This window comes from Acetobacter oeni, from assembly GCF_011516825.1.
In the GTDB taxonomy this organism is placed as follows: domain Bacteria; phylum Pseudomonadota; class Alphaproteobacteria; order Acetobacterales; family Acetobacteraceae; genus Acetobacter; species Acetobacter oeni.
Genome location: NZ_WOTA01000006.1, coordinates 139,104 through 157,680, shown reverse-complemented (window position 1 = coordinate 157,680; position 18,577 = coordinate 139,104). Strand labels below are relative to the sequence as shown.

Annotated in this window: 14 protein-coding genes and 1 tRNA gene; 2 read left to right on the top strand and 13 right to left on the bottom strand. The window is 61.6% G+C overall.

Translation table 11 applies throughout. The features are described from left to right. Nucleotides 1-26: 26 nt before the first annotated feature. From GOB90_RS06155 to GOB90_RS06100, 12 genes are all read right to left on the bottom strand, one after another. A complete protein-coding gene (locus tag GOB90_RS06155; protein WP_146885535.1) occupies nt 27-824 on the bottom strand; it encodes a magnesium transporter MgtE N-terminal domain-containing protein in 798 nt (265 codons plus the stop codon). Between the two features lie 9 nt (nt 825-833). After that, nucleotides 834-1,421 (bottom strand): DUF6468 domain-containing protein, encoded by a 588-nt coding sequence (locus GOB90_RS06150; protein ID WP_146885537.1) that lies wholly within the window; start codon nt 1,419-1,421, stop codon nt 834-836. A gap of 14 nt (nt 1,422-1,435) precedes the next feature. Further along, nucleotides 1,436-2,557, bottom strand: a complete 1,122-nt coding sequence (gene fliM / locus GOB90_RS06145; protein WP_146885540.1) for a flagellar motor switch protein FliM — start codon at nt 2,555-2,557, stop codon at nt 1,436-1,438. Next, nucleotides 2,554-3,006: a flagellar basal body-associated FliL family protein gene (locus tag GOB90_RS06140; protein WP_242011830.1), complete on the bottom strand. Its 453-nt coding sequence runs from the start codon at nt 3,004-3,006 to the stop codon at nt 2,554-2,556. Before GOB90_RS06140 ends, fliM begins: the two co-directional genes overlap by 4 nt. A 216-nt stretch (nt 3,007-3,222) precedes the next feature. After that, nucleotides 3,223-3,298, bottom strand: a tRNA-Lys gene (locus GOB90_RS06135). Nucleotides 3,299-3,361: 63 nt separating this feature from the next. Beyond that, nucleotides 3,362-3,850: a peptidylprolyl isomerase gene (locus GOB90_RS06130; protein ID WP_146885544.1), complete on the bottom strand. Its 489-nt coding sequence runs from the start codon at nt 3,848-3,850 to the stop codon at nt 3,362-3,364. A 146-nt stretch (nt 3,851-3,996) separates the two neighbouring features. After that, nucleotides 3,997-4,515, bottom strand: a complete 519-nt coding sequence (coaD, locus tag GOB90_RS06125; RefSeq protein ID WP_146885546.1) for a pantetheine-phosphate adenylyltransferase — start codon at nt 4,513-4,515, stop codon at nt 3,997-3,999. Beyond that, nucleotides 4,508-7,312 carry a DNA gyrase subunit A gene (gene gyrA / locus GOB90_RS06120; RefSeq protein ID WP_146885548.1) on the bottom strand — a complete coding sequence of 935 codons (2,805 nt, stop codon included), beginning with the start codon at nt 7,310-7,312 and terminating at the stop codon, nt 4,508-4,510. Before gyrA ends, coaD begins: the two co-directional genes overlap by 8 nt. Before the next feature lie 153 nt (nt 7,313-7,465). Continuing rightward, nucleotides 7,466-8,701: an MFS transporter gene (locus tag GOB90_RS06115; protein ID WP_146885550.1), complete on the bottom strand. Its 1,236-nt coding sequence runs from the start codon at nt 8,699-8,701 to the stop codon at nt 7,466-7,468. A 70-nt stretch (nt 8,702-8,771) separates the two neighbouring features. Then, nucleotides 8,772-10,139, bottom strand: a complete 1,368-nt coding sequence (locus GOB90_RS06110; RefSeq protein WP_338077451.1) for a cytochrome P450 — start codon at nt 10,137-10,139, stop codon at nt 8,772-8,774. 149 nt (nt 10,140-10,288) lie between these two features. After that, nucleotides 10,289-12,313 (bottom strand): transglycosylase SLT domain-containing protein, encoded by a 2,025-nt coding sequence (locus GOB90_RS06105; RefSeq protein ID WP_146885554.1) that lies wholly within the window; start codon nt 12,311-12,313, stop codon nt 10,289-10,291. Nucleotides 12,314-12,495: 182 nt separating this feature from the next. Further along, entirely contained in the window at nt 12,496-13,431 is a 936-nt protein-coding gene (locus tag GOB90_RS06100) for a uracil-DNA glycosylase (RefSeq protein WP_242011829.1), read from the bottom strand. Nucleotides 13,432-13,707: 276 nt separating this feature from the next. On the opposite strand from GOB90_RS06100, the gene GOB90_RS06095 reads away from it, so the two are divergent. Continuing rightward, entirely contained in the window at nt 13,708-15,558 is a 1,851-nt protein-coding gene (locus tag GOB90_RS06095; protein WP_146885557.1) for a tetratricopeptide repeat protein, read from the top strand. Nucleotides 15,559-15,742: 184 nt separating this feature from the next. Further along, nucleotides 15,743-17,500, top strand: coding sequence for a DUF885 domain-containing protein (locus GOB90_RS06090; protein WP_146885558.1), 1,758 nt, complete (start codon nt 15,743-15,745; stop codon nt 17,498-17,500). Nucleotides 17,501-17,706: 206 nt separating this feature from the next. On the opposite strand, the gene GOB90_RS06085 is transcribed toward GOB90_RS06090, so the two are convergent. Continuing rightward, entirely contained in the window at nt 17,707-18,453 is a 747-nt protein-coding gene (locus tag GOB90_RS06085; protein ID WP_456304217.1) for a LysE family translocator, read from the bottom strand. Between the last annotated feature and the right edge of the window lie 124 nt (nt 18,454-18,577).

Here is an 18,577-nt window from a genome sequence, read left to right as displayed (position 1 = left end):
AATAATAACATATAAAGATGAGTGAATTAACCGTTTGTGCCTGCCCGCACCATCCCTCCTTTGCGAGGCATACCCGCGAGAAGCTGGGTCACCATCATCGCACGGTCCGGAGACATGCCAGCCAGAATAGCAGATGTTTTCCGTGGATTCATTTTCGTCATTACCGGAACCACAACCTGAAAATCGAGTACATTGAAAATAGATGCGGCATCACGTGGCGCCATAGATTCGTAAATTTTAACTAACCGGTCGATATCAGCATCACTGAGCTGCTTTTTCTCCTTTGACACCGCCGCCATGTTCGACTGCTCCTGTGAATATTTCTGCAGTCTCACGTCCAGTGCTGCCTGCGAGGCTTCAATCGTTCGCTTCATATCATCCAGCTTACGGGATTCTTCATCAAGCTGACGCGTCCGTCCACCCAGATCGGTCAAAAGTGCCTGCCGGGCCGCATCCGCACGATGGTCGACATCCAGGTCAGGCTGGCTGACTTCCCCGACACAGGTTGCCCCCCCGGAACACGGTCCGGCGTTTTTCTCATCTGCCGGTTTAATCCCCTGCCCCGGAGGCACCACCGCACCGATCTGCTCCGCTGGTGTTCCCGCCGGAGACACACTGCTTTTTTGTTGCGCCTGCGCAGTTCCGCTTCCGGCAGCAGGCCCTGCTGTCTGCGCCACATTCGATCCGGCTGCCTGCACAGTCGCCCCGGCAGGTGTATTTGCAAACAGCAGCGAACTCGTCAGAAGATATGCCTTGAGAGAGAACACTCCCGCCATCAGACAGGCCGAGAGCTGGAAAACACGTGGAAACGAGATTTTCGGCATACCTTACCTTCAACCCATCCGCAGGGCGCGGATCAGGTCCTGCTCAGCAGCCGTACGCTGACGGGAGCGCTGTTCATATGGTCGCAATGCCGGAGCAGATGACTGAGAAACCGACGCGGAAGCGTCTGATAACTGAGGGCTGACGGGCAACGAGGAAGCAGGCGCATGCATTGCACCGGGAATCGCTCCGGGTTCGGACGCGGATGAAACCAGCTTCTCCGACATCACCAGACGCTCCGCTTCGGATGCCATCCGCTCCTCCGTCAGAGGACGATTGCCTTCACGAACCAGCCCTTCCAGCCGGCCTGCAATCGAGTCCGCCCGGCTGGATAATGTTTCAAGTTCACTCTGCAGCATGCGAGACTGGTCAATCATGCGCCCCAGCGCGCGGCCACTGATATCTCCCGCCGACTGCAGCTTTTCAACTCCGTCCTCGGCCCGCCGCCCGCTCTCATCGAGCTTGGCGACAAGTTCGGCAAGCTCTCGCCGGTCACGGCGCAGAACCGCCAGCGCCCGGCCGAGATAAATACTATAAAAAATTCCCATAAGAAGGAGAATGCAAAGCACAAACTCCATTACATATTCAAATGTCGTCATAAAATATCTCCACCCTATGAGTACAAACCCTCAGGCGCATCAAGGAGCTGACGCACAGCCAGCAGATCTTCCTCGATCCGTATGGCTATATTTTCTTTCTTTCGCCCAAGCTTTCCGGTGAACATCGGAATCTGTCCGCAACGCAGACTTACCGGCTGCTTAAGCTGATGCTCCAGAACAATCACTGAACCCGGCTTCAGATCTACGATCTCGGAAAGCTTCATCGTCTGTTCCCCCAGTACCGCCTCAAGCTGCACATCCGTATCACGCAGCTTTTCCGCCAGATGCGTCTCCCATATCGAATCCCGACCGAATTTCTCGCCCATGAACTGCTGCAGCAACAAATCCCGCACCGGCTCAAGCGTCGAATATGGCAGCAGCACGTCAATGTTTCCGCCACGGTCATCCATTTCCACCCGCATCCGGGCCAGAAATACCGCATTGGACGCACGACAGATCGCCGCAAACCGGGAGCTGATTTCCAGACGTTCGAATTTAAAATTTACGGCGCAGATCGGATCAAAGCCGACACTCAGATCCTCCAGAACCAGCTTTACCATTTTCTCGATGAGAGACCGCTCGATCGTTGTATGGAGCCGCCCCTCGACATTCAGAGGCCGGGGATTACGCGCGCCTCCAAGAAGAACGTCGACCATGGAATAGGTCAGAGCCGAGTCAACGACCATCAGCCCGTAGTTCTCCCACTCCTCCGCTTTAAAGACCGCAAAAATACAGGAAGCCGGCGCGGAGTTCAGATAGTCACCGAACCGCATCGAACTGATGCCATCAATCGATACGTCAACATTATCATTCGTGAAGTTGCGCAGCGTCGTAGAGACAATCCGCATAAGACGGTCAAAAACCACCTCGAGCATCGGCAGACGCTCATAGCTGACCAGTCCCGAGCCGATAATCCTCTCAAGCCCGCTCGTGCTCTCCTCAATGTCGCCCCCTCCGAACGCATTGCCGAGAATACTGTCGATTTCCGCCTGATCGAGAACATGCTCTGCATCATCATCCGGGGGAACCCCGTCCGCATATGCCGGCCCCTGGTCCACGCCTTCAAGATCGCGCAACGAGGCTGTCGGACCGGGACGCGGAATGTTGCCGTTCAGTGAACCCTGCGTCCCGCTCATTGGATCAGAAACTCGGTAAACAGAAGATCCCGGACCTCAACCGGCGCAAGCTGCACCGCAATACGGTCGAGCAATGCTTCCCGTAAGCGGTAAATACCGTTGCCACTCAGGTCCGCCTGCGTACTTTCATGCAGATAAGTCTGAAAAATATTCTGAATCTCAGGGATCTGAGCCTGCACCTGCGACATCAGACCACCGGCAACCTGAAGCTTCGCAGAAATCTTCACAAAAACCGGTCGCCCGGATGAATTGTCGAGATTCGAAATAACCGTCGGAATATCAACCAGGAAAGGTTCCGGCTGCACCTGCTCAACCTTCGGCTTCACAGTTTTCGCGCTGTGCTGCTTATAGAACCAGCCACCCCCGCCAAGCGCCAGAAGCACGACCACGATGCCCACAATGAGCATCAGCTTCTTCTTTCCGGGAGAAGCCTCCGGGGCTCCGTCCATTTCAGCTTCTTCCGCCATCCAAACTCCGAACTGCACAACGACGCCACCTGGTCACAAACCGGGAATCGACGCTCCGGCTCCGGACAGGCTGACCTCCACACAGTTCGTGCAAAAACCGCCGCCGCAGCACATCTCGGAGGTTAAAGCGAGCTGATTAACAATTTCCTAAATCGGGGAGTAAAATCCTGACGGGAAAGAATTCAGGTCAGGATAAATTGGTGAGCCGGGAGGGACTCGAACCCTCGACCATTCGATTAAAAGTCGAATGCTCTACCAGCTGAGCTACCGGCTCACTGCGGGCCATCGGGTAAAGGTGGTGGCCGACTCTGTCAACCACCACTGTCACAAAAAATGATCAGGCCGCAGCCGAAGCCGGACGCATTTTAATAATCCGGTCCGGATCCTGCACCACGCCGCCACCGCCGGAACCGCGCTTGATCTTGTCCACAAGTTCCATGCCCTCAGTCACGTCACCCACGATGGTGTACTGACCATCGAGATGCGGAGACGGCTCGAACATGATGAAAAACTGACTGTTCGCACTGTTCGGATCCATCGTCCGCGCCATACCGATCGTGCCACGCTCGAACTTCGCAGCCCGCGTGAACTCAGCCTTCAGATCAGGAAGCTTGCTGCCGCCGGTGCCAGTGCCCGTCGGATCGCCGCCCTGCGCCATAAAGCCGGAAATCACCCGGTGAAACGGCGTATTGTCATAGAATCCCTCGGCAGACAGCGTCCGCAGACGCTCAGCCGCCAGAGGAGCAAGGTCCGGACGCAGGCGAATCACCACCCGCCCTGACGCCAGATCCATGTTCAGCAGATCGTTGTTGTCAGTTTCAGCCATGTCATTATCCAATCACTTCATACGCTCCGGCACCGGAACTCGCGACAGGAGAACTGTGCCGGCTTTCCGTCCGCCGCCGGAACCATGGTTCACAGAACAGGCAGACCCTGAAAGGAGCCTTACGTCACACGACCGGAATCACAAAATCAGAGAGAGCCCCTGGCCAGTCGGGCAACCACACGACGACGCGCGCCTTCCGGAGCAAACTCGCTGATATCCCCGCCATATGCCGCGATCTCCCGCACCATATGCGAGGAAATAAACTGCGTCCGTTCCGTCGCCATCAGAAAGACTGTCTCTATTTCCGGCGCAAGCTTCCGGTTCGCGCCCTGCATCTGCGCCTCATAGTCAAAATCGACCAGAAGCCGCAGCCCGCGAAAAATCAGTGTCGCTTTCTGCCGGCGCACCGCCTCGACCAGCAACTCGTCGAATGCAATGACCTCAATTTCGGCCCCCGTCCGCTCAACAAGCCCCGGAACCTCTTCCCGGAGCGCCGCCACCCGCTCTTCAATCGAAAGAAGCGGGTTTTTCCCCGCGTTCTTCGCAACCCCGATCACCAGCCGGTCAACCAGTCTCGCCGCACGCTCAATGATGTCCATGTGACCTAACGTCACAGGATCAAACGTGCCCGGGTAAAACCCGATGCGGCGAGTCCGTTCAGGCATCGTCACTCCCACTGTCCGCCGCGCCGGGCTCCCCTGCGGGATCAGCCCCGGTCCCGGGCTCATCAGCCGAATCGTCCTCCAGCACCGGAAAGACACTGGTGACCGACTCTTTCCCGTCCAGACGCAGCAGCGTCACGCCGCTCGCCTGCCGGGACATGACTCGCACCTGATCGACCGGAACACGAATCAAACGTCCGGCATCCGTCACCAGCATCACATCCGTTCCCGCCAGAACCGGCAGAGTCGCAACCACAGCCGACCCGCGCTTGCTGGCCGAGAAGTTCATGTTCGTAATACCCAGACCACCACGACCACTCACACGATAGTCATAAGCCGAAGACCGCCGCCCGAAGCCCGCGTCGCTCACCGTCAGCAGAATCTCCTCCGCCGCCTCAAGCTCGTCGAACCGCTCCTGCGACAGATCCGATCCTTCTGGCAGACTAACGATCTCATCCGACTCAGCGCCTTCGTCAGCCCCCTCATCCGCCGCATTCTCCGCGCGACGCTTCGCATTAGCCGCCCGAAGATACAGCGCCCGCTCCTCAACCGTCGCATCAACATGGTTCAGAACGCAGAGACTGATCACCCTGTCGCCTTCGCCCAGACGAATACCCCGCACACCCGACGAGTCACGTCCGGCAAACACACGCAGAATATCGTCCGTGATCTGGAAGCGGATGCACCGTGCCCCGCGCGTCGCCAGGAAGACATCCTGCCCCACGCGGCACGTCGCCACCCCGATCAGACTGTCATTCTCGTCCAGCTTCATCGCGATCAGCCCTGAGGACCGGATATTGCGGAAATCACTCAGCCTGTTCCGGCGCACGCCACCACTGGCCGTCGCAAAGACCAGATGCAGCGCCTCCCACAGATCCTCGTCCTGAGGCAGCGGCAGAACCGCCGTGATCGAGTCCCCGCCCAGATCCGGCAGAAGATTGACCAGCGCACGCCCCTTCGCCGTCGGACTCGCCTCCGGCAGACGCCAGACCTTCTCCCGATACGCCTTGCCACCCGACGAGAAGAACAGCACCCATTGATGCGTGTGCGCATTGAACGACCGGACAACAATGTCATCCCCGCGCCGCCCCGCCGCCGTACGCCCGCGCCCGCCACGATTCTGCGCCCGGAACACCTCCAGCGGCGTCCGCTTGATGAACCCGTCCCGCGTAATAGTGACCACCATCAGCCCCGGCTCGATCAGGCTCTCATCGTCCTGATCGCCCGCATAATCGGCAATCTCCGTCATACGCGGCGTAGCAATCTCCGCCCGCGCCGCCAGAAGCTCATCACACATCACTTCCAGACGCCGCGGACGGCTGCGGATAATCTCCAGCAGCTCGTTGATCTTAACCGCAACCTCAGACAGCTCACTCTGGATCTTCTCGCGTTCCAGCCCGGTCAGACGCTGGAGACGCAGCTCCAGAATGCCCCGCGCCTGCGCTTCCGTCAGACGCACCCTGCCGTCAACAACGACATTGCCCTCATCATGTATCAGCGCCAGCAGCGGCTCGACATCCGCCGCGTCCCACTGCGCCGCCATCAGCGACTCACGCGCCGTCGCGGCATCCGGCGCAGCGCGGATCAGTGCAATCACGGCGTCAATATTCGCAACCGCGATCACCAGACCGACCAGAATGTGCCCGCGATCCCGCGCCTTCGCCAGATCGAAGCGCGCGCGCCGCATGATCACTTCCTCGCGGAAAGCGATAAATGCCGACAGGACCTCCATCAGCCCCATCAGCTTCGGCTGACCGCCATTGAGCGCCAGCATGTTCACGCCAAACGAGGTCTGAAGCTGCGTAAAGCGATAGAGCTGGTTCAGCACCACCTCCGGTGTCGCCTCACGCTTCAGCTCGATCACCACCCGCATGCCGGACCGGTCGGACTCGTCGCGAATGTCCGAAATACCCTCAATGTGCCGGTCGCTTGTCTTGTCGCGAACCAGCTCGGCGATCTTCTCCTGAAGCGTCGCCTTGTTCACCTGATACGGAATCTCGGTGATGATGATCGCCTTGCGGTCCTTGCGGATCTCCTCGATCTCCGCCCGCGCCCGGGTGATCACCGAACCGCGCCCGGTGGCAAAGGCGTTGCGGATGCCCGTCCGCCCCAGAATAATGCCGCCCGTCGGGAAATCAGGACCCGGTATGATCTCCATCAGCTCTTCAAGCGTGATGTCCGGATTCCGGATCATCGCCAGAGCGGCGTCGATCACTTCACCCGGATTATGCGTCGGAATGTTGGTCGCCATGCCAACGGCAATGCCCGTCGCGCCGTTGACCAGCAGATTCGGGAACGCCGCCGGAAGAACCGTCGGTTCGCTCTCGCTCTCATCGTAGTTCGGCTGAAAATCGACCGTGTCCCGGTCGATGTCGTCCAGCAGGAACGAAGACGCCTTCGCCAGACGCGCCTCGGTATAACGCATCGCCGCCGGACTATCCCCGTCGACCGATCCGAAATTCCCCTGCCCGTCAATCAGCTTGACCCGCATCGACCAGTGCTGGGCCATACGAACCATGGCGTCATAAATCGAGGAGTCGCCGTGCGGATGATATTTACCCATCACGTCACCGACCGCGCGGGCCGATTTGCGATAGGGCTTGTCCGCCGTAAAGCCGCTCTCCCGCATCGCATAAAGAATACGGCGATGCACAGGCTTCAGCCCGTCGCGCACATCCGGCAGCGCACGCGCCACAATCACGGACATCGCATACGCAAGATAGGAGGACCGCATTTCCTCCTCGATCGCTACCGGAACGAGGTCAGAAGGCGGGGCGGGCAGGTCGGGATTCTCGGTCAAGGCTTTTCCGTCATGTCATGGCCACACAGCCCGAAACAGGACCACGCGGCACAGCCAGTGCATAGAACCGGAACTTCTAGCACACGCACCGCCCGCCCGTAAGCCGGAACACCGGGAACCTCCATCGCGCCTCGCCTCACCCCTCCGGATCACTCAGACGATCGGCTCACGCACCTCTTCCAGACCACGCCGTTTCAGAATCAGCAGCTCCATCAGATACACCAGCAACCCCGCACCGGAGAGCAGCGCGCCCCCTGTTCCCAGCGCTCCGTATCCGAACCCATGCGCCAGAAGCACACTCCCCAGAGATGCCCCCAGCGCATTCGCAATATTGAACGCCGAATGATTCAGCGACGCCGCCAGCGTCTGCGCGTCCCCGGCAAAATCCATCAGCCGGGTCTGAAGCGCCGGCCCCAGCGCGTTCACAAAAGCCGGAACCAGAAACACATCCAGCATCAGACCCGCGTAACTGTGCAGAACCAGCGGAAACACCACCATCGCAACCGCACTGCCCGCCAGCGCCACAATCACCGCGATATCCAGGTTACGATCCACCACCCAGGCCCCGACATTCGCCCCGGCCAGCATCCCAAGCCCCCAGACCATCATGCATAACATAACCCGCCACTCGGAAACCTGCGTGACATTAACAAGAACACTCGTGAGATACGTATAAATCGCGAACATGCCGCCAAACCCGATGGCCGCCGTAAGAAGGGTCATCAACACCTGCGTGTTCCCAAGTGCCGTCACCTCTCTCAGAGGAGAGTTCTTACGGTTGGGCGCATCAGCCGGAATGTAGCGCCACACACCAAGAAACGTGACAAACCCCAGAAGACCAATCATCAGATACGCAATACGCCACCCGAAATGATCCGCCGCAAAGGTCGAAAACGGCGCCCCGATCAGCGTGGAAATCGCAATCCCGGACAAAACGCGCCCCACCGCCCGGCCACGCCGCGACCGGTCCACCATCGAGGCGGCAACAAGCGCCGAAATCCCGAACAGCGCCCCGTGCGGCAATCCGGTGATAAACCGCGCCACCTCAACCAGACCCGGCGTCGGCATGACAATGCTGAGAAAATTTCCAAAGCAGAACAGCAGCAGCAACGTCAGAAGAAGCTCACGCCGCGACAGCCGCGCCCCCAGGATTGTAATCAGCGGCGCACCGATCACCACGCCAAGCGCATAAGCCGTAATGGCATAGCCCGCATCCGCAGGCGAAAGCCCAAGCGATGTCGCGAACTCTGGCAGCATGCCCATAATGGCAAACTCACCTGTCCCGACAACAAATGTCCCGAAAGTAAGAACGAACAAAGCCATCGCATTTCCACCAGGAAGCGTGGCCAGCCGGGCACCCCTTTCAGGCAGAACGGTTTCTGTTGTCATAAAAAATGCCCGCAAAAATAACAATCAAACGAAAAAGGCCTGCGCCACGCCCCCGGCGATCGCCATATCGTCATGCACACGCCCGCCGCCGGAACTGAAACACCGCATTTCCACCTGGCCGCGTCGACAATACCCCGACCGGAACAACCGGCACCGGCTCCCGTACCCCAAACCGGAACCCCTGTACCAGACGCGCCAGAACCAGCACCGCCTCCGTCATCGCCAGCTGAGCCCCGATGCACACATGCGGTCCCGCCCCGAACGGCAGAAACGCAAACCGGTCCGGCTCCACCCCGTCCATAAACCGATGCGGATCAAACCCGTCCGGATCACGCCACAAATCCGGTCGCCGATGCAGCATCCAGAGCGGCAGCAACAGCATCGCACCGCGTCGCACCGGAACACCACACAGTTCAGCATCCCGCCCGGCCTCGCGTCCGGTCATGAAAGCCGGCGGAAACAGTCGCAGCACTTCCCGCACCACCGCCGTCGTGACGGATAACGCCGGCAAGGCCGCCGCCGCCCGATCCGGCGACAGATCAACGTCGCGCACCTCCCGCGCCACCTCCTCCTGCCAGTCCGGCAGCCGCGCCAGCATCAGACAGGCCCAGAACAGAGCCGTCGCCGTCGTCTCATGCCCGGCGACAATCATCGTCGCCACCTCATCGATCAATACCCGATCCGGAACAGCCCCCCCGGACACGGCATCCTCATTCCCGAACGCCCGCACCAGCAGATCGAACAGATCCCGGGGCTCAGCAGCAGCTGGCATAGCCTCCCTGCCCGCGATGATCTCTGAAACCAGCGCCACCCAGCGCCTCCGGAACCGCCTCCGTCGCCACGCCAGAACCGTTGGAATCCCCGGAGGCAACAGAAAGTCAGACGGACGCGGCTGACCGATCCCGGTCATGAAATCCGTCACCATATCCCGCAACGCCACCCCGAACGGCGCACTCGTCATCGAGAACATCGTCACCGCCGCAATGTCGAGCGCCAGACGCTGCGTAAACGCAAACACATCAACCGCCCCGACAGACGGCAAACCTCTGACCGCCGCCTCCGCACAGACAGCAATATGCCGCGCCAGCGTCGGAACAGCCCGGGGCGTAAACGCCGGCGCCATCGCACGCCGTCGCCGCTTCCACACCGCCCCCTCGCTGACCAGAATCCCGTCACCCACAATCGGACCCAGAACCCGCCGCCCCATCTTCAGCCGCTGAAAATCCTGAGACTGTGTCGAAAGCACAGCCTTTATGGCCTCCGGCCCGCAGGGCAGCACCAGCGGGCGCCCAAGGGCGTTTAGTGAGACAACATTTTCAGTGAAGCACCGCGCCGGAAACGCGGAAAACCCGTTCCACCGCAACCGGATCAGAACACCCAGACCGCCCGTCGATTCAGAAGGCAGAGGCGGCATCGGGGGAATAAATGGCGCAGACACATCCACCAGTTAAAACAGATTCCCCGGGGTGGGAAATAGCGGTGTTCAGGAACTCAACCTGAACCGGGCTCCAGTCACAGACTTCCCAGGCTATCCGAGCCCGGTACAACAGTGGATCAGTTACAGAACGCCGCCTGCGCCAGCCGCCTTCAGTGGATCGTCCGAGAAGGCCATTGCGCCGCCGCCAGTTGCAGCTCCGCCCGAAACCCGGGCCAGTGCCCGAGCGTCAGCGCCTCAAGCGAAGGCGTCGGCAGATTCAGCCGGTCCGCATAAGTCCACAGATAAGAAAACGCCTGCGCCACATAAGCCCGGGTCTGCGGATTCGGCAGCCGCTCCATGTAGAGCAACGGATCGGAAGACGCGCCGCTGCTCAGTTCCCAGCGCGCGATAGCACCCGGCCCGGCATTATAACTCGCCAGCAGACGAATCAGATCACCACCTTCCGGCGGCACGCCGGCGGAAGCCTGCTCTCCCGGACCGGTCGTCAGATGCGCGAGATACCGCACATAACGCTGCCCGATCTCCAGGTTGAGCCCCGGATCGTGCAGCACTTCAGGCGCCCCCGTGAACCGGTCGCCCTGACCCGTCACAAATCCCGCCGTCACCGGCTGAAGCTGCATCAGACCATGCGCGCCCGCGCCAGAGACCGCCTGCGGATCAAAATTCGATTCCAGCCGGGTCAGCGCATAGACCAGAGCCGGATCAACCGTGAACCCGTGACGCGGATGCAGGGATGGCAGCGGAAGCTGCTCCCCATGCCGCCCGGAAGCCTGCTCCATCGCCTGGATGGAATCCGCCATTTCCAGCGCCAGATCGTTCAGACCCGCCGCCCCGGCCACAAGCTGCATCGAACGCGCGAGGGGCGCGTCATGCACAACCTTCGGCCAGTAACGGCGCAGGGCCATCTCGGCACGCCCCTGCTCGCCAACCTGAAGAAGAGCGAACACCCGGTCACCGACCGGCGTCGCCGCCACGGCCTCAATGTCAATCTCGGTCAGAACCGGCACCGACGGCGCGCTGTCCTCCACCCTCTCCAGATCGGCATTCTGGACCGCGCCACCGCCCATGACATGGCGCGGCTCCCGATCCAGCATCCGCTGCGCCAGAAGACCGTAAAAACTCGTCCGCGCGGCAAGAGCCCGCTGCAACCATGGCCGGAAAGCGCTCTGCTCACCCAGCTCGCGATGACCGCGCGCCGCCCAGAAGGCCGAAGACGAAATCAGTTCCGGCGTTACCAGAGGCGCGCGCGATGCCGTCTCGAACAGCGCAACCGCTTCTGTCCGGCGATCCAGAGCCCATGACGCCAGACCACCGATATAGGCCGGAAAACCCACCTGCTTCTCACCCCGGAGAAACGCATCCCCGGCGATTTTCAGCGCGTTTTCCGCATCGCCGGAACTCAGCAGCGTCTGGGCGACCTCCCCCCCGAGCTGCGCCGCGTAAGGCGGCGTCATCCCCGGCGTGATCGCAATCAGATGCAGAGCGCTTTCTGCCCCCTTCACCCCCAGCGAGGCCCGCTCCTGAACTGTCCGGTCCAGAAGCTGGTTCCGCGCGAACGGATGCCCCGCAAGCGCGCCGGATACCGTCATGCTTCCGGAACCGCCCAGCATCGCCGAAGACGGGGCCACAGGCAGCACACCCCGGTCAGACATCGCGGACAGTCGTGAATAAACAGCCGGCGCGTCCGCCATATCCGAATGGGCATGAAGCCAGCGGGTCAGCTCGCCCGCCGTCGGGTGATAGGCCGGATTGACAAACCGCTCGGCCACAACATCGGCCAGCAATGTCGTATCTGTCAGCCGTGTCGTGCTGCTCAGCGCCTCGGCAAACGCCCCCTGCCGCTGAAGACGGAAAATCGACCGCACAAGCGTGGCCATCTCCGGTGACAACGGACGCGGCAGAGCCACCACACCGTCATCCCCGCCCGTCATGCCCTCCGGCAGACGTGAAACGGCCATCGCAAATTCCTCACCGGAACGCTCCTCCCCGGACGAGGCGCCGTTCAGCGATCGCGCGCTCGGATCACCTCCGGTTCGCTGATGACCGTCACCCGACGGATCAAACCCCTGAGCAGCAGGACGCGCAGTCGCGACGGAAGCACCCGTCAGAAGCGCCGCCCCGGCAAGCAATACTCTGGTGGCTATGGATTGGGATATCTGTCCAATGGCTCGCATGGTGGCGGGGGTCTAGAAGTTCCCACTCCAAAAAGCAAGCTTTGTGAAAATCATGACAAAACAGGATCAGGAAAGACACATCCAAATCCCGGTCAAAGCATTGAAATACCGTGATTACCACACGTCAATAGAAACCAGCGACCAAAGCATTCCCAAAATGAATGCACACAATTATTCCACAATTACGTGCCGCTACCATTTAGCCCGTCAAGTGTTACTGCCAGCAATAAAAGATCATTCCATATCTCACGGCGAGCCGCCGCGCTGGCCCGCAACTGCAACGGGTGTCTGATCGCCAGAGCCGGACGCCGGGGGCCCCATTCCTCCCCCCACTCCGTCTCCCGCCAGGCCCCGCGCAACCGTGCGGGATTCACCGACAACCCGGCCGTCGTCTCCGTCGAAGCCGCCCCCAGAATCATCCGCGTCGCCAGACCGCCACACAGCAGCAGACGCTCAGGACGATACACCGCAATACTTTTAAGAAGCAGCGGCAGACACGCCGCAACCTCCGCGGGTGAAGGCGCCCGGCCCCCGGGAGGACGCCAGGGCACAGCCGCCGCAAGCACCAGTTGTTCCCGATCAAGCCGGATGCTCGTCAGCATTTTATCCAGCAACGACCCTGCAAGCCCTGAAAACGGTACCCCGCTGCGGTCCTCGTCCTCATCCGGCGCATCCCCGATCACCATCACCCGCGCCCCGACCGGACCACGCGGCAAAACCGAATGCGTCGCCGTCCCCCTCAGAACACAGCCCTCAAACGCCTCCGTCGCCTGCGCCAACGCCTCGGGCGTGCTGATACCGGACAGATCGGCCACAACCGGAACCGCCGGACGCCCCGCCCCGGAACGACCGGAACCAGCCCGTTCCGCCTCCCGGAATCCGCCGCCATCCCCGGGTCTCTCAGCATATCGCCCGACATCGGAGAGTCCGGCGGAACCGGATGCATCACGCTCTGAAGCCCCGCCCCCTGCCTGCAACGCCTCCCGGGAGGCCGCAGCCCGCCGCGCCATCTCAGCAGCCGATTCCGCGAACCGGTCATGCGGCACGTCATCAAGATCGACATCGACGCCCCATTCGATCTGGAGTCGCAAAAGTGTCCGCGCTGTTTCAGTATCCATCACGCCATCCATAACGTTTCCCGGATCAGCCCGGGACTATCCCGGCCGGACAACACGACACCATCAGCGCCCTCCCATACATCAAATCGTTACCCGCCGCAGATACACTGTCCGCACGACAGTCCTCACCCGCCACCAGTCCGGGTTTGGCGCATCAGGCCACGCAGGTTACACAGCTTCCATACATTCGTTCTGCGGCAGCACCACGCCCCCGGGCCAGGGAGTCGCCGTCCGCCAATTAAAGCTCAAGAGCATTCTCAGGGGTATTCAGGGTCTATGTCATCCCGTCCGGTTCTGCCTGTCCTGCTGCTGACGTCTCTCTTCTGCAGCACCGTATTCACCACCGGACAGGCCACAGCCAGCGCCGGCTCCCCGCTGACAGGTTCCCCGATCACACCCGTCTCCGCATCCGGCGCGCCTCCGACCGATATCCCGTCCGGCGCAGTCAGACTACCGGCCAGCCCCGACCCCGTGGATACGCCGGACTTCCTCGTCGGTCTCGTCGCCTCCCATGCTGATGACTACGCCACCGCGGCAAAAGCCTTCAGCACCGCCCTCTCCAGGGACCCGAACGACCCGGAAATCGCCCGCCAGGCCTTTACCCAGAGCGCCCTCGCCGGAAACCCGGATGCCGTCGCCCTGGCCCGCGAAAGCGCGAAACATCCGGGCGGGCGCACCATTCTCACCGCGTTCGTCATCGGCAACGACGCCGCCCTGCACAATCGCTGGGAAGATGCCGCCGCCGCCTACAAAACCATGCCAGGCGACGCCCTGACCCGGCTCCTCGCGCCGCTGCTTCAGGCCTGGTGCCTCGCCGGAGAACACAAAAGCGCCGACGCCATCCGGCTGCTCACCTCCCCCCCGGCAAGCGCCTCGCCAGCCATGCCGTTTTATCTCGTGCATGCCGGCCTCATCGCTTCCCTCAACGGCGATACCATCCTCGCCGGCCGGCTTTATGATGACGCCCGGCGCCAGATGCCCGGACGCGATCTGCTCCTGACCCGTGCGTGGGGCAACTGGCTGTGGCAGTCCGGTCGCCAGACCGAAGCCCATGACCTGATGCGGCAGATGACCAGCACCGATACCGCGCTCGCCATCGCCGCCCCCGAACTCCAGGCCGCCCTGACCTCGCCCCCCGTCACCGCCCCCGTCCAGGGCCTGGCGCATGCCTATCTTCTGGTCGCCTTTCTTATGCACCAGCAGGCTGAACACGCCGATGAAGGCGACGGCCAGCAGCAGATCAACATCGCGTCCTCCATGATGCTCCGCATGGCCCTCACCCTCGACCCGCCTCTCGCCATCGCCCGCCTCATGCTGGCCGAAATAGAACAGGACCTCGGGCATAAGGATGTGGCTGAAACCGTCCTCAAAGGGGTCCCGCCCACCGACCCTCTGACCCGCGTCGTGCAATACCGCCGCGCCCTGCTCGATGACGCCCTCGGCAACATCCCCGCCGCCCGTCAGATCCTCGAATCCCTCGCCCATGACGAACCGCAGCAGGTGCTCCCTTCCCGTGCGCTCGGCACACTGCTCTTCGAACAGAAAGACTGGACCGGCGCGATTACCGCCTTCTCCCGCGCCGTCGATGCCGCCCGCGCCAGCCACAGCCTGGAATGGACGCTCCTCTTCGAACGCGCCGCTGCCTACGAGCGGATGGGCAACTGGGCCAGAGCCGAAACTGACCTTGAGGAAGCCCGGAAGACAATGCCGGACGAGCCGCTCCTCCTGAATTTCCTCGGCTACGGCTGGATTCAGCGCGGCATCCACGAAAAAGACGCGGTCACGCTGCTCGAGCGTGCCCTGGCCCTCGATCCTGATGACGCCGCCATCCGGGACAGCCTCGGCTGGGCCTGGCTCCGCACCGGCAATGTCAGAAAAGCTGCTGAACTCCTCGAACAGGCCGCCGAACAAACTCCGCTCGACCCCGAAGTGAACTACCATCTCGGCGTCGCCTACTGGGATCTCGGGCGCAAATCCGAAGCGATCGACCAGTGGAACGTCGCCCTCGGCCTGAAACCCGAACCGGACGACCTCGTAAGAATCCAGAACGCTCTGGCCTTCGTGAAATCCTCCCCGAAAGCCGACACGATTCCTCTGGAAAACGCGCCTCCCGTCCCGGTGAAATAATTGTCCGCGAACAAAGCCGGCCTCTCACACTTTCAATATATTACACTGTCACCCCACCCCATCCGGTAACCCCGTGCCCTGCGCCCCACACTTACGGCGCCACAACCGGTCCGGACGGGGCACCCCCGCATCTGTCCATAAAAGCAACGCCTGACATCTGAACCGGAAAACCACCCGTTTACGAATGCCCCGCTCCCGTCATATCGTTCCCGACATGACCACACGCACCCGGACCGGAAACCGCCGCCTCCTCCTCGCCCTCGTGACCGCAACCGCCATCGCGACAACCAGTGCCCGCGCGGCCCCGGTCCCCACACTGGACGCGCTCGAAAAAGCCCATTTCGAAGCCGACTGGACCGCAAGCCCCGTCACCTCCACCCTGCTCGGCATCCACAACCGGGATGACCTCCTGGATGATCTCTCCGCCGCCGCCATCGCCACACAGACCACGCGCCTGCACCGGGAACGCGAGGCCCTGGCCGCCCTGGACGTCTCCGCCCTCCCGCCGCGCCGGCAGAATGACCGCGATATTCTCGTGGCCGATATCAATCGGGAACTGATCGAAAACGAACAGGTTCAGTCCTTCCGGCACAACCCCGACACGTATATCAGCCTGGCCACAAACGCCCTCTACAGCCTCATCGACCGCGATTTCGCCCCTCTGCCGCTCAGAATGAAGGACGTTATCTCCCGCGAAAACCAGATCCCCGCGATGCTGGCCACAGGTGAAAAGCAGCTCGATCAGGTGCCCGCCATCTTCCTCGAAATATCAAAGGAAGATCTGGAAGGCGCCATCGTCTTCGTCCGCGACAACGTCCCCGCCGCCTTCGCGAGCGTTAAGAACAGAGAGCTTCAGGCCCGGCTCACAGCCAGCACACACAGCACCCTGACAGCTCTCAAAAAATTCCGGACCACCATCAGCGCCCTCACACCGGGCGGCACCTTCGTCCTCGGTCCCGATATCATACGCGCCATGCTCGCCGCCGATCTGGTCGACGAGCCCCTCGAAACCGTCATCGAAGCCGGCAGGAAACAGCTCAGAAAAGACCAGGCCGACTTCGACAGAACCGCCCGCCTCATCAACCCCGCCCACCCGGATCAGGCGCTGGCCGAAGTCCGCAGGGATCACGTCGCCGCCGACGCCCTGAACCAGCTCGTCCGCGACCAGCTCACAGACGCTCAGAGCTTCGTCACGTCCCGCCACATCGTCACCCTGCCGAACACCACCCTGCCCGTCGTCACCGACACACCGGGCTTCGAACGCTCCCTGATCACAGCAGCCACAGACTGGCCCGGCCCGTTCGAAACGAAAGCCACGACCTCTTTCTATTACGTCACCCCGATCGACCCGAAACTCAGCCCGGCAAAAGCCGAAGAATCCCTGGAGGACGACAACACCCCCTCCATGCTCAACATCACCGTGCATGAAGCCATGCCCGGCCACTTCGTGCAGGGTCTCTACCTGCGTGCCAGCCCGGACTGGTCCCTCACCCGCAAAGGCGGCGCCTCCTACGCCACCACCGAGGGCTGGGCGCATTACACCGAACAGATGATGATCGAACAGGGCTTCCACGCCGGCGATACCCGCCTGCACCTCGCCCAGCTCCAGGACGCCCTGCTGCGCGACTGCCGCTTCCTCGTCTCCTTTGGCATGCACACCCGGAACATGACGCTCGCAGACGCCACAAAGATGATGCAGCGCGAATGTTTCCAGTCCTCCGTCATGGCTTACAAGGAAGCCCGTCGCGGAACCGCCGACCCCGGATATTACTCCTACCTGCTCGGCAAACTCATGATCCTGCACCTGCGCAAGGACATGCAGACCACGCAGGGCAAGGCTTTTTCTCTGGAAAAATTCCACGATACCCTGCTCGGCTCCGGCCTGGTGCCGATGAAAATCATCCGCCGTGAAATGACTGGAAAAGACGCGCCAATGCTCTGAACAGCAGCGTCACCCGGACACGCCTGCTCCGGTTGCCCCGACCCGGCCTGACGGATTTCGGGGCAACGACGCCATAAACGCCGGTTAAAAAACGAAGCGGCAACCCGCCCGGCAAAGGCGTTACCCTTACAAATCTCCCGGTTTCATCAGCCGGGCAACAGAAACCATCCCCCCTCAACAGGGCTCAGACCAGGCCCGCCGTGCCCTCACTCCCCCGCCACCCGGACCCGCAGCAGCAGCACCCCGAACCCGACAAAAATCCCGCCCGTCATCCGGTTGAACAGCCGCTTCATCTCCGGCCGCACCAGAAACCGCGACAGCGACCGTCCCCCGAACGCATAAATCCCGTACCAGAACATCTCCGCCAGCATGAACGTTACGATCAGCACCGCGAACTGCGTCCCGTGCGGACGCGAAGGCGTCACAAACTGAGGCAGAAACGCCGCCGCAAACAGCAGCAGCTTCGGATTGCTGATCCCCACCGCAAAACCGCCCCGATACAAAGCCCCCGCCGAAAAAGACGGCGCCAGCGTGTCCGCCCCGACATCCACAGGAGACACCTCCGACCGCCACGCCTTCACACCGAGCCAGATCAGATACGCCGCGCCCCCATATCGCAAAATCCCGAACGCCGCCGGAACCGCCAGCAGAAATGCCGTCAGCCCGATCGCCGACGCCAGCAGCACAACCCCCATCGCCGAGAGACAGCCCAGCATCGCCACCACCGAGCGCCTCACCCCAAGCTCCACACTCCGCGCCATAATATGCAGCATGTTCGGCCCCGGAACCGCGCACAGCACGAACACCGTCGAAAAAAACAGCCACCACGTCGTCAGAGTCACCGCCATTCCCCCGTAAAATCCCACATCGCCAGCCCGCCGGAAGCGATACACCCGCGTCACCGGAAACAGATAGTTTCCCGAGCCTGATGTTGTCAGTCGTATCGATCTCACGACACCGTCTGACCCGGCGAGGATCGCTGCCCCCGCATACAGCTCATTCGCCCGAAACAGCCCCCGGAAGTGCGCAGCCAGTCCCCGTTTCTGGCCCCGCCTCCCGTTCTGCGCTAAGCACCCG